At 40.1% G+C, this 13,378-nt stretch carries 11 protein-coding genes; 5 read left to right on the top strand and 6 right to left on the bottom strand.

The annotated features are described in order from the left end of the window. Position 1: 1 nt before the first annotated feature. A complete protein-coding gene (locus tag DRW42_RS00930; protein ID WP_158544249.1) occupies positions 2-2,260 on the bottom strand; it encodes a histidine kinase dimerization/phosphoacceptor domain -containing protein in 2,259 nt (752 codons plus the stop codon). Positions 2,261-2,530: 270 nt separating this feature from the next. Here DRW42_RS00930 and DRW42_RS00925 point away from each other — a divergent pair, with 270 nt between their 5' ends. The 3 genes from DRW42_RS00925 (at position 2,531) to DRW42_RS00915 (ending at position 7,035) form a co-directional block, all read left to right on the top strand. Continuing rightward, positions 2,531-5,038, top strand: a complete 2,508-nt coding sequence (locus DRW42_RS00925; protein ID WP_113946948.1) for a BamA/TamA family outer membrane protein — start codon at positions 2,531-2,533, stop codon at positions 5,036-5,038. A gap of 385 nt (positions 5,039-5,423) precedes the next feature. Then, positions 5,424-6,407 carry a type I glyceraldehyde-3-phosphate dehydrogenase gene (locus DRW42_RS00920; protein ID WP_113946947.1) on the top strand — a complete coding sequence of 328 codons (984 nt, stop codon included), beginning with the start codon at positions 5,424-5,426 and terminating at the stop codon, positions 6,405-6,407. Positions 6,408-6,432: 25 nt separating this feature from the next. Further along, complete coding sequence (locus DRW42_RS00915) at positions 6,433-7,035, top strand: pyridoxamine 5'-phosphate oxidase family protein (RefSeq protein ID WP_113946946.1); 603 nt, start codon at positions 6,433-6,435, stop codon at positions 7,033-7,035. A 43-nt stretch (positions 7,036-7,078) separates the two neighbouring features. Here the strand turns inward: DRW42_RS00915 and DRW42_RS00910 are convergent, their stop codons facing one another. The 5 genes from DRW42_RS00910 to DRW42_RS00890 form a co-directional block, all read right to left on the bottom strand. Then, entirely contained in the window at positions 7,079-8,200 is a 1,122-nt protein-coding gene (locus tag DRW42_RS00910; protein ID WP_208643466.1) for an alpha/beta fold hydrolase, read from the bottom strand. Continuing rightward, the gene (locus tag DRW42_RS00905; protein WP_113946945.1) at positions 8,178-8,588 is read right to left on the bottom strand and encodes a nuclear transport factor 2 family protein; all 411 of its coding nucleotides are present in this window, start codon (positions 8,586-8,588) and stop codon (positions 8,178-8,180) included. Before DRW42_RS00905 ends, DRW42_RS00910 begins: the two co-directional genes overlap by 23 nt. A gap of 25 nt (positions 8,589-8,613) precedes the next feature. After that, a complete protein-coding gene (locus DRW42_RS00900; protein WP_208643465.1) occupies positions 8,614-9,396 on the bottom strand; it encodes an MBL fold metallo-hydrolase in 783 nt (260 codons plus the stop codon). A 76-nt stretch (positions 9,397-9,472) separates the two neighbouring features. Next, positions 9,473-9,718 (bottom strand): hypothetical protein, encoded by a 246-nt coding sequence (locus tag DRW42_RS00895; protein WP_147243639.1) that lies wholly within the window; start codon positions 9,716-9,718, stop codon positions 9,473-9,475. Positions 9,719-9,796: 78 nt separating this feature from the next. Next, a complete protein-coding gene (locus tag DRW42_RS00890; RefSeq protein ID WP_113946943.1) occupies positions 9,797-10,831 on the bottom strand; it encodes a proline iminopeptidase-family hydrolase in 1,035 nt (344 codons plus the stop codon). A gap of 466 nt (positions 10,832-11,297) precedes the next feature. Here DRW42_RS00890 and DRW42_RS00880 point away from each other — a divergent pair, with 466 nt between their 5' ends. Beyond that, positions 11,298-11,897, top strand: a complete 600-nt coding sequence (locus DRW42_RS00880; RefSeq protein ID WP_113946941.1) for an FMN-dependent NADH-azoreductase — start codon at positions 11,298-11,300, stop codon at positions 11,895-11,897. A 60-nt stretch (positions 11,898-11,957) separates the two neighbouring features. Continuing rightward, on the top strand, positions 11,958-13,340 hold the full coding sequence (locus DRW42_RS00875) for an alginate export family protein (protein WP_113946940.1): 1,383 nt from the start codon (positions 11,958-11,960) through the stop codon (positions 13,338-13,340). Positions 13,341-13,378: the final 38 nt, after the last annotated feature.

Genomic DNA, 13,378 nt, shown 5'->3' with positions numbered 1-13,378 from the left:
GCTAAATTGTATTTTCCGGATGAATGAATTTGATTTTTATTTGAACGCCATTGTTGTTTTCGATCTGAAACGTTCCCCTAAGTTGCCGGGCAAGTCCCTGCATTAAGTCTAGACCGAGGGAATTCAAGGGTGATTTTTCCATGCCTTTAGGTAATCCGGTTCCGTTGTCAGCAATGAAGAGTAACAGATGATCGGGGCCTTCTTGCCCTAAAGAGATATCAACTATTCCAGCTTTGCTATTTAGGAATGCATATTTGATTGAATTGACTATACTCTCAGTAATAATAAGACCTAAAGGAATTGCCTGGGTGACATCCAGGTTTAAGTTTTCGATCTTCTGGTTAAAAATAATCCTGTGGTTATCATCAAAGCTGTCGCGAAGATAATGAATAAGTTCATCTATATATTCGGGCATAAATATAGTTGATACGTTATCATCCTGATACAACTTTTGATGAATCATCGACATAGCCTGCATTCTACGCAAACTATCGTTTACAGCTAAAATTGCAGCATCATTATCAAGATATGTTGTTTGTGAGCTCAATAAGCTTGTAACCATTTGGAGGTTATTCTTAACCCGGTGGTGAACTTCTTTAATTAACCATTCCTTTTCTTTCAAAAGCTTTTCTTGTTCGGTATTCATACTTTCCAGATAAGTATTTTTCTGGTCTAATTCTCGCTGACTTTCTTCAAGTTTCCGGTTGGTTCTTTGTTTAAGCCGATATCGGCTAAATATCAGTGCAGTAATAATGGCCAGTAAAACTGACATGGTCATAATAACTTTTTGCATCAATTGTGTACGCTTCAATGCATCATCCTTAGCATGCCCCGCTTTGGTGAGGGTGTCAATATCGTTATTCTTTTTCTCCGTATCGTTTTCAATTTGCAAAAGCGATACCTGATAAGCTTTGGTAACATTTTCTATTGAGTCCTTTATTTCTTCGGACAATAGGTGGTGCTTAATGGCAGATTTATAGTTGCCCTGCAGTGAATCCAGTTTATAATACATGTTTTCTACCGACCTAATGCCTATAGGGAAATTGAAGGATCTGACGACTGCTGCATATGCGTCTGCATATTGGTAGGCAAGTTTTATCTGCCTGGTATCAATGTAGTGAGCGGCTAAAAAATTATATGCCGTAATCCTATTGTTAAAATTATCTGGCGGAATCTTTTTGAGCAGACGCGTGACCTCGCCTGCATAAAATGCAGCCTCTTTATACTTTTTTGCATGATTAAGGTTGCCCAAGAAGTAGGTCATGATATAAAGGGAATCCGCATCATTCTTTGCATATTGCCAAATATTTCTCAACAGTTTCAGGGCATCATCTAATTTATTCACTCTGGTGTAATTAAAAGCTGTGGAGATGGAGATTGTAAATATATAATCCGAATCGTTATAATGCTCCGCGATTTTTAAGGCCTTTAACGCATAAGGAAGCGCATTCTTATAATCCTTCATATAAGTATATACGCTCGATGTCGTGAAATTTATGCTGGCAACAGTTAAGGTTGTATCATTGACTGCTTTTGCGGATTTAATTGCGAGAAGCGAATACTTAAGTGCACTGGGAAAATCTCCAAGTTCATTCAGTGTTCGACCAATAAGCCAATATATTCCCTGAATGGACTTGTTCCCGATCGACTTATTAACATTGATGGCCTCGAACAGTATTTTTATCGCTTCCATATGTTGCCTGTTTAACAACAACATTTCCGCATCGCCTTGTAAAGAAGAGGCAAGCCGGTAAAAATTGTGCGTTTTTCTAAAAATATCACTTGCTTTTCGGTAGTATTCCATTCTCTTGACCAGTTGTTCCGGTTTAGATATAGAGTAATGCTGGCCAATTACGATATACGATTCGGCAATCCCTGTTTCCTCGCCGATTTTGGTGGAATATGCCAGGGCCTCTCTTGCAGTTTTAAGTCCCGCGTCAACCTCATTTTTTTTATTTAAGCTGAGTGCCCTCAGCAAAATTGCGTTGATAATGCCTTTAGAATATCCGATCCTACGGCTTAATTGCTCTGCTTCTGTTGAATACCTCATCGCAGTGTCTATTTCAAGACTTCCACCGCCTGGTTTAATCAACAACACTCTTCCCAGCGCAATTTTTAGTTTTATTTCTATAGTATCCGGATTCTGCTGGGAAAGCCTTTTTTTTAGCTCTGACACAGGAAGTTCTTCAAGGCTGCTATTTTGAGCCATTACAGAAATACTATAGAGGATAAACAGCATCAGCAGGCTAAAAATTTTCATAAGCATGTTATCTTCTTTGGGTATTCAAATTACGGCATAGGCTGGCGAAAGCCATCAAAACAACCGTTATAGTATTTATCAGAATTATAATAAATGGTGGGTTGGAGTCTTGAATCAATATCGATCTATCAACAAAATAATAGCATTTATGAAAATCATTATTTCTATTTATTCAGCTGTAACCTGACCTTCATGCTTCAGTTTAGACACTTACAGCATGCTAAAATTAATCGCCATGATTAGACAATATATTTTTTTATTCTTGCTTTCGTGCTGGCCATTCCGGCAGCAAAAGGCCAGAATCAAAAAGTGGATTCGGTAACCATAATACCCTCGGCAAAATATGATCGTGTAGGCAGATTGCACCGAAAGGTTTTTGGTGAAAACTATCGAAAAGATTATGCCCGTCCTGTTAAAGTTCCTTTAATCAGGCTTTCACGGATATCGGAAGGACTTACCGCAATTCAAGCCGGAGGGGGCAATCAGTCGAAGACGCTAAGGCTACGGGATGCTAGTGGCCAGGAATGGACGCTGAGGTCGGTACTGAAATTTCCTGCAGTTTTGCTTCCAGTTCCACTTAGGGAAACATTTCTGTTGGGAATTTTAGAGGATAACATGTCTGCGCAACACCCTTTCGGAGCCCTTGTTGTTCCTGTCTTGGCGCAAGCTGCCGGGATTCCCCATAGTAATCCCATCATCGGAGTTGTTGCACAAGAGGCTGGGCTGGGGATTTATGCAAAGGATTTTGCAAATACGCTTTGTCTTTTAGAAGAACGGGAGCCTATGGGCAAATCGGATAACACCGAAAAAATGCTAAAGAAGATAGCAAGCAGTTATCGAAATCGGGTAGACTGGCAAACCTACTTAAAAGCAAAGGCTTTAGATGTACTTTTAGGTGACTGGGATAGGCACGAAGATCAATGGCGTTGGGCAGTAGACGCCAGAGCAGATGGCACTGAATACACCCCAGTACCACGTGACCGGGATCAGGTTTTTTACCGTTCGGATGGTAGCATACAACGGCTGGCACAGTCTAGCTGGCTATTGCCCATGATGCAGGGTTACGAGAGAAATATTCAGAATATTAACTGGTTCTTATGGGAGGGAAGAAATCTAAACTCACAGCTGTTTTCCGGCATCAGTCAGTTGCAGTGGAATAATACCATTACAGAATTCTGTGCTGTCATGACCGATTCCCTGCTTGCTCAGGCACTACTTAAACTTCCTGACTCGACGGATCCAGATGTTAGGGCACAACTGCTCGAACAAATGAAGATGCGCCGAAATGCACTCCCTGATCTGATGGATCAATATTACCGTTTCTTTAACAGAATTGTGGATGTACCTCTCAGCGATCAGGATGAACGGGTAAGCCTGATGGAAAAAGGCAATGGATATCTGCAACTTATTGTTTCCAAACCCGGAATGGGGGAGAGCGCTTCAGCGCAAATCCTTCAGCGGGAATTTGATCCATCGATCACTAAAGAGTTGCGCATATTTCTTCGGGAAGGAGAGGACAGTCTTTTGATGGAATCGGGTGATTCAAAGATTAAGGTTCGTTTGATTGGAGGTTCTGATATAAAACATGTAAAGGTTCAATGGAAGGGTAAACCATTAATTTATTATGGAAAGCCGCAGGATGATATTGCCGATGTGAATCACCGACTGAAAACGAGATTGTCTACCGATACGTCTAATTTTACTTATTTTGCTACTAATCTTTATTCTCGAAAGTTAACTCTTGCTAACTTCGGATTTAATGTGGATGATGGTGCTATGATTGGTGTATCGCACAGATTTACTGTACCGGGCTTTAGGAAAGAGCCTTTTGCAAGTACGCATTCATTTTCTGCTTTATATGCATGGAATACTTCAGCATTTAGCTTGCATTATTTGGGTGAGTGGCTGAATTCTATAGAAAACAATGATCTGCTTATCGATCTAAAAGTAAATGTCCCAAATAATACCCGCAATTATTTTGGCGCTGGGAATGAAAGTGAATTCGATCGGAAATCTTCGCCAGTTAGTTTCTACCGGGCACGTTTTGATCTCTTTACCTTAAAGGCTTTGATCAGGAAGCGCTGGGCGGATAATAATTTTTCATTCGGACCATTGTTTCAGTATTTTCATTATTCAGATTCAAAAAATAAAGAAAAATTCATTAATGGCTATCTGGCGGAAAACAATTCCAACAGGCCAATTAGTCTGAATAATTTTCAGATTGGCACAATACTCCAATTGTTTATGGATAACAGAGATAAGAAAGTCCTTCCGCAGTCTGGAACAATTTTCAAATCAAACCTTGAATTACTGACTGGTTTCGGACCAAGCGCCAGTCGTGTCGGGGTATTGAATTCCGAATTTACACTGTTTATTAAACTGAATAAAACAGGAACTGTTGTTTTCAGCAACCGCGTGGGGGTAGGGCTAAGTGCAGGAAGGCCAGAATTTTTTCAGTTGCCATATTTAGGGGGAACTGATAATTTAACCGGCTATAGAAAATTCCGGTTCACAGGTGATTACAGTGCGTTTAATAATGCAGAAGTTCGGATAAAATTAGGGGAGTTTTTAAGCTACATCCTTCCCGGGGAGTTTGGATTGAATACGATGTATGATTTTGGTAGGGTTTGGGAACGCGGTGAGCATAGTAACCGTTTACACCATGGTATTGGAGCCGGGCTCTATTTCGCTCCTGCATCTTCTGCGCTAATTAATCTGACTGTTGGATATTCAAAAGAAGGTTTTTATCCCACACTTTCCCTTAAAACCCGATTATAATGTGATAATAGACGTTAAAACTTAATTTCTTTTTTTACATACGGTGTCCACGCAGCGCTTCGGTTATACTGATAAAGTAAAAGATAAAAATCTGAACCGAATATGTCTAGCCTTATAGATTTTCGGTATTGTATGGAAACGATTGTCATTTGCTGTAATCCCCACTTTGTTGAGGTAAAATCGTTGCAAGCTTTCCGGCAGCGATTTGCTGATTTTTTTGGCTTAAGCTGTGATGCTTCGAAAATTATTGCTTGTTGCCATTTATCACTTCAATAGTATTTGCTATCAGTTTTCTGATTGCTGAATTCGCTTTCCGTCAAGATAAATTCAATAGGTTTACATCATAAAGTCAAAATCATATGGTATTATAGATAATCAAAATAATATGAAAAAAATAGGAATAAACGGTTTAGGCCGCATTGGAAGGGCATCTTTAAAATTAATCATGGAAAGTGATCATTTAGAACTGGTTGCAGTAAATGATCTGATGAGTATTGAAAATGCAGTATATCTTTTGAAGTATGATAGCATTTACGGTCGTTATGAGCGTGAGGTTACGCATAGTGAAAATATGGTTTATATCGGTGATAAATCTTTTCATTACAGTTCAGTGCGTGAAATCTCGGATTTGCCCTGGAGTGAATTTCAGGCCGAGGTGGTGATCGAAAGTACGGGGCTATTCACAAACCGGGCCGATGCAGAAAAGCATCTGGCTTCCGGAGCAAAATTCGTTGTCATATCAGGGCCGACAAAAGATACCCCTACAATTGTTCACGGGGTGAATACCGATGAAGGCAAGGTTAATATCTTCTCCTGTGCAAGCTGTACCACAAATAATATAAGTCCGATTATCGAAATTTTAGGCCGCAGAATCGGGATTAAAAAAGCGGTTTTAAACACCACTCATGCCTATACAGCATCACAGACATTGATGGATGCTCCCTCGAAAAAAGAACCCAGAATGGGCAGGACTGCGGGAATTAATCTGGCGCCCGCTGCAACAGGGGCAGCGATAGCAACTACAAAAGCACTTCCACAATATGCCGGTAAATTTGATGGTGTTGCAGTTAGGGTCCCGGTTTCTGTCGGATCTATTTCTGATGTCACATTTATTTCTGAAAGGCCCACCAGTGCCGAAGAGATCAATGAGATTTTGATAGAGGAATCCTTATCGTCAAGGTATAAAGAAGTGGTTGGTACAACAGATGAACCGCTGGTTTCCACCGATATAATAAAAAGTCCCTTAGCCTCAATAGTGGATTTAGCCATGACTAGGGTAGTAGATGGTGATTTGGTAAAAGTGATGTCCTGGTATGATAATGAGTGGGGATTTACGAATCAAATGATTAGACAGATTGGTGCCTTATAAAAAAAATAAAGCTTAAATTTAAACTATGAACTACGCACAGCTCGCATTTACGGATGCAGTTAAAAATCTACAGGAGAAGCTCGGTAGCCGGCTGAGTTATGACCGCATGGAAAAAAGAAGCTTTGTAGATGGACTTACCGATTCTGAAATTGACTTTATAAGTGATATAGATAGCTTTTATATTGCCTCATTTGGGGAAAATCAATATCCATACATCCAGCATAGAGGAGGCCCCAAAGGTTTTATTAAGGTTATCGATAAAGGTACAATCGGGATAGTTGATTTTACAGGGAACAGGCAGTACATTACTGCAGCTAATATTTCCAGGAATCCAAATGTTTCACTTATTCTTCTTTCCTACCCGCTGAAAGCACGGCTAAAAATATATGCGAGAGCTGAGGTTGTTGAAATCGATAAAAACCCAAGGCTTTATGAGCTATTGAAACCTGAGGCCTATAAACATAAACCGGAATGGATGTTGACATTCAAAATATCCGCTTACGATTGGAACTGCCCACAACATATCGTTCCAAAATATACCCTTGAAGAGATCGAGGAACTTTTAAAACCGCAAAAAGCATACATAGAGCGGCTTGAACAGGAAATCAAAAGATTAAAAGAGATTTAATAATGAAAAGGCCGGACATTTTCATGTGCCCGGCCTAATTCTTTTATTTTAATTTTTTCAGAAAGCTCTGTATCAGAGCGGCTACTTCTTCACCGCTTTCCTCCAACAGAAAGTGTCCGCCGTTAAAGAGGTGAACTTCTGCCTTTGGTAAGTCTTTCTTATAGGCAGTCGCTCCGGCACCCGGGAATATTTTATCATTCTTTCCCCAGACCAAAAGTGTTGGCGGCTGATGCTTGCGAAGGTAATTTTGCCATTCTGGATACTTTGGGAAATTATTTTCATAGTCTCTGAAAAGCACCTTTTGGATGTCTTTTATGCCCGGCCGCTCAAAAAAGAAATGATCCATATTATAACTGTCAGGACTGATTCGTTCGGGTTGGGATGCGCCATATAGGTATTGTTCCTTTATTCCTTCCAAAGACATCATGTAATTGGCCGCTGCTTCAAGACCTTCAGTGTCCTTCGCCGCACTTAAAGCACCGATTTTCTGAACGTCAGGCCCAATCCCTTCCATATACATATTGGCGTTCTGGATGATTAATGCCTTAACCAATTCGGGCCTGCGGCTCGCAATCCGAAATCCAATCGGACCACCATAATCCTGCAGGTAAAAGGTAATGGACGTTAACTTAAGGTTATCGATAAATTTTTCAACAATCTCCGAAAGATGGTCAAATGTATAATTAAATGTTTCGGGAGATGGACTGCTGCTCATCCCGAAACCAGGATAATCGGGCGCAATTATGTGGTAGTCTGGCGCCAGTTTTGTGATTAGATTCCTGTACATGTGGGAGGATGACGGAAATCCGTGTAGGAGTAGGATTATTGGTTTTGCCTTTTCACCCGCCTCTCTATAAAATATTTCGGTATCTTCCACCTTTATTTTTCGATATTCCATAATATTTGAACTTTGTGAATGCTTTTGCGATGCAAGCGAACGCACTGACGTTTTTTTGGAACCCTTTACAGTCTGCGCACGGGCTATTGTTAGGCTGGATGCCGCGATCAAAACCGTAGTCATCAGCATGCTGAATTTTTTCATTTTTTCTCTTTGAAATTGTTTTTGTTTGTTACAAATGCCGAAATTAAATTTTCCTTTAAGGGTGTTTCTTGATGTAATCTCAGTTGATGATACAGGCTCACTATAAGCGTCTTTCAGATTCATGAATGGGAAGGTCGTTTATACTCGCATATCTCTTGGTCATCAGTCCGTTCGTATCGAACTCCCAGTTTTCATTGCCATAAGCCCTAAACCATTGTGATTGAACGTTTTGATATTCGTACTCAAATCTGACCGCAATTCGGTTTTCATTGAATGCCCATAGCTCTTTTTTAAGGCGGTAGTTTAATTCCTTTGACCATTTCTTTGTTAAAAATTTTACGATTTCCGCTCTCCCGTTGATGAAAGTATCTCTATTACGCCATTCACTATCTACTGAATAGGCTAAAGATATTCTCAAAGGATCCTGAGTGTTCCAGGCATCTTCTGCAAGTTGAACTTTTTGTAATGCTGTTTCCAGATCAAATGGGGGTATAGGCGGTTTTGTTTCCATCTTTATTAACTTATTTAAAATGCTTTTAATTGAATAGTTTGGTTGGTATTCCGGGTTCGAGCAAAATTAGCCGGTGTCCGATACCCAGAATATTGAAAGCCTCCCGCAGGTTATCATTGTTCTCGGTATAATGTGACCAGCCTTCAGCGTGGACGGGCACAATTATGGCGTTTTTGAATGCGGCAGCAGTGTCCAGTGCATCGTTGGTGCTCATTGTCAGATTGAAAGGACCGCGGGGGCGTGCTGCGCCTGCAAAAATAAAAACATATGAGGGATTTATCTGTTCAGCCAGTTTTTCGATCTCGTTGTAGTAAACTGTATCCCCTGTTATGTACAGACTCTGCCTGATTTCATTTTCGATGCTTAAGTGAAAACCAATAACTTCGCCGGTTATTGGTTCTATACCTGCCGGCCCATGCCTGGCAGCTGTGGCTGTAATAACCAGACTTCCACCAGCAGGAATTTGGAATTCCCGACATTCTCCGGGCGCTAAGCCAATGCTGTTGGCTCCAAGTCGTTTTGCACCCGACTTTGTTGTCAGAACTACGCCAGCCCGAGTTAAAAAGGATCGACCTGCATTATCGAGATTATCAAAGTGATGATCATGGCTGAGTAAAACTATATCTACTAATTCTTCGGGAATCTTCGCTGGTCCTTTGAGCTTGGTTTCAGTCATATTCTCATTAAGTTTGAAAAAACTACCGGCCTCGTCTAATGTCGGGTCTGTCATTAATCGCAAGCCTCCTATTTCAAAAATCACGGTAGGACCTCCAATGTAAGTCGCTGAAAAAGGTTGTTTGTTCTTCAAGTTCATCATTTATATATTTTAATCAACGAATATTTTTTCTGACAATCTCCCGCAGTGGAAAGGTGGATATTAGGAATTACTTTTTGCTCAGATTAAGGATTGTATATTCCGGGATTTTATAAAGTAGTTCAAAATCTGATTTGATTGACTGATTTGTATTTTTCATCCTAAATTCGGTTCCGGCCAATCTGCTTCTGTCTTCAACCGAAATTTGTAGCCTAACGAAGGCCCTCTCGGTGCAATGGGCAAAATTAATTTGGCCAGAAAAGAATATCGTGAAGTATGCGAGCACCACTCCGGCAAGACAGGCTAGTTTTTTCATTTTAATATTCATGGCTAAAATTTAATATTGGCTAAAAATTATACTGCTTTACAAAGAATACCGGTAGAGGAAATACTGCTATTTTTTGTCCGCTGCAAAATGTTGCGTGTCTACATCTTTTAAAAAACCAATAAGGGCATTAAAGTAATTGCTTTGATCGTCATACATAGACATATGACTACCCGCCGGACATAGGTAGAACCTGCTGTTTGGAATCAATTGTGCTTCCTTTTTCATGCTTTCCGGGTTCATCTCGTCATATACGCCGCCCAGTACCAGTGTCGGCACCTTGATCTGGGGCATTTTATTCCAAAAGCTCCAGTTTAGCAAGTTGCCAGTTACATGAAACTCATCTATACCCTGCATTTGCAAGTATATCGTTTGGTTGGGCTTTTTGAAGGCTCTCATTAAAGGTTCCGGCCACTGTTCAAGAGGCATTCGGCAAATTACTTTGGTATAAAGTTTTTCATTTAATAAAGACGCATAGCGCGGGGAGGAATAAGCTTTAGCATTGTCCAACGAGTCAAACAATTGTTTTTCCTTTTTTGTAAAGAGCTTCGACTTTAGCACAGCACTATAGTCAACAAAGTCTGCAATGCTTCCGGTCATATTTGAAAGGACCGCACCCTTTACATGTTTCTGGTATTTGTATAGATATTCCATAGCCAATAAACTCCCCCAGGAATGCCCCAAAATGTAAAAATTTTCCAGACCCAAACCTTTTCTAACCTGCTCAACTTCCTCAACAAAACGTGGGGTGTTCCAGAGCGTTGTATCTGTTGGGACATCAGAAAGTCCGCTGCCCAATTGATCATAATAATAAAATTCAATATTCTCTTTTGGGAGGAAGTCTTCAAAACATTCAAAATAGTCATGTGAAAATCCCGGCCCTCCGTGTAGAAGCAACACTTTGATTTTACCTGTTCCAACCTTCTTTGTCCACACCTTATATTTTCCGTCAACTGAGATGAGTTTGCTGCCACCTGTTTTTATTTCGCTAACGGTGCCTGCTTGCGATGCCTTTCTCGATTGTGGAGATCCGCATGCAATAATCACTGGAATTAATGCAACAAATAACAATACTTTAAAAAGGGATTGATGCTGTGTTTTCATTTTATATGGTATTAAGGATAATTTACCAGCTTCTTGTTTTCATATCCCAGATATGATCATTCAGAGGGTAAGCTTGCAAAACAAAATTAATCCGGGACCAATCATGTTTTATATAATGGAAATCATATATCTTATCAGCATTGTGATAATGGAGTTTGTCCGTTCATCTTTTGGCCCGCTTCCAGGATTTTTAAAAACTGATCCGGATGTTCTGTTTCCTTTAAATCTGATTTATCCGAAACTGAACCATGATTATATCCCTAATCTTGTTGAGATGCCGTATTTCTTACCATCAATAAATTAATATATCATATCATTTAAATGTGATAAATGCAATGCTGTGCAGTCGTAATTTTACTCCAGACGATCAAGAAAAACAAGATCATTATCTGCTCATGGCTAAAGTTCGGATAGTGGGCTTCAGTCGTAGATTAATTAAATAAATGTTTAACAAAAATTATCAATTATGCCCAATATCCTGCATATCATTTCCAGCCCCAGAGGGGAAGCGTCAAATAGTATTAAACTGTCAGAAGCTATTATCGAAAGGCTTCAATTAAACTATCCATCAGCAGCGCTGCATACCAAAGATCTGACCAAATCGCCATTCCCTCACTTAGAGGAAGTTCATCTAAATGCTTTTTTAACTCCTGTAGAGCAGCATACTGATGAGCACAGGGAAGCCATAAAACATTCCAATTTAGCAATTGAGGAGTTAATGAATGCAGATTTTGTCGTTATTGGAGCACCCATGTATAATTTCGGGATTTCTTCAACGCTTAAGGCTTGGTTTGATCACGTAACCCGTGCAGGCATTACTTTCAAATACACGCAGCAGGGCCCTGTAGGGCTGCTTAGCGGAAAGAAGGTGTATCTTGCCATTACAACCGGCGGAATATACAGTTCAGGGGCGAACATAGAAAACGATTTTTTAACCCCTTACTTAAAATTTATGTTGGCTTTTATTGGAATGGATAACGTAACCGTGTGCAGGGCGGAGGGATTTGCTTTGTCAGAAACCCGGGATAACGCTTTAGAAAAAGCTATAGGAAGAATCCAGATTTAAGCAAAAACTTAAAGTGGCGACTTCGATCAGGTTGCAAAATAATCAGTTATCATCGGCACAATGAACGGCATTAAATGTTTAATTCGATTATCAGCTATTGCTGTGCTCATGGTGTTCATTCCGAAAAAAATGCAGGCTCAGCGTTTCATGCTGCTTAGGTTTGAAGAGGATCATCATCACCTGTCGGATTCAACCCGAAATTTCTATAACCGGCTGAAGTATTCACAGTTTTCATCTAATCCTGCGCTAAGCCTTTCATTTGGCGGTGAAATACGCGCTGAGTGGGCGGTGAAGGTGGATGAGAGCTGGATTGCCGATGAAGGATTCAATCACTCCTTTCTTAACCGTTATTCCTTACATGCCGGAGTAAATTATGGAAAAAAGTATCGGTTTTTTGTTCAGTTAAACAGCAGCCTTGAAAACGGTAGTCGCAATGCAGTTTCCACAACGGATGAGGATAAGCTCAATGTTCAGGACCTTTTTTTGGATTACGATTTTTCGTCATCTCCGGCGCTACAACTCTTGCTGAAGATTGGGCGCCAGGAACTTGATTATGGTTCCGGACGCTTAGTCTCCGTTAAAGATGGCAATAACAGTCGACAGTACTTTACCGGATTGAAATTGTCTTATGTTAAACCTCGTTTAAAAATTGACGCCTTTCTTTTAGCAGCAGATAAAACCAATCCCGGAATATTTGACAACAAAACAAGAATCCAAGGAAACCTTTGGGGCGTTTATTCGGACGTGAGGTGGGCCGAAACCGGTAACTTTAATATCTACTATCTGGGTGCGATGCGAGAGCAGTCTCAATTTGAATCTGGGATGGGTCGGGAACTTCGGCATACACTGGCGATTCGTTACTGGAAAGAAAGTAACCGTTTTAGATATAATCTCGAGACAGCATATCAATTCGGAAAGTTCGGTCAAAATGAAATCAGTGCATGGACTATGGCAATTGAAATGGGCTATGTATTTAAGCAATTCAAATTTAAACCCACATTAAGCCTGCGGAATGATTACATCTCGGGCGACAAAAATGTTCTGGATAAAAAATTAAATAGTTTTAACCCTTTGTACCCAAAAGGGGGCTACTTCGGATTTAATCCTTTAATTGGCCCATCAAACCTTATAGATATACATCCATTCCTAACACTCCATGCAAGTGATAAACTTTTATTTCAAATTGATCTGGTCTATAATTGGCGGTATTCACTTCATGACGGAATCTTTCATCCTAGTGGGAGTTTTAATATCGGAGGCTCTAGTTCCCTGTCACGTTACATCGGCACAACCTATTTATGGAGTGCAGATTACCAGGTAAACAAATACCTGTCCATAAGTTTTGGCTATCAATATTTTAGAGTAGGTCGTTTTATACGGGATGTCATCCCAAATACTGCTAATTCCAAATTCTTTAATACGCAACTTTCATTCAAATTCTAATATAATTCTTGCAAATAAACTGTTTTCAGAACGCTTGG

It is taken from the genome of Pedobacter miscanthi, from assembly GCF_003315595.1.
Lineage (GTDB): Bacteria > Bacteroidota > Bacteroidia > Sphingobacteriales > Sphingobacteriaceae > Pedobacter > Pedobacter miscanthi.
Note: the sequence above shows the minus strand (reverse complement) of the source record. Positions and strands in the feature narration are given on the sequence as shown.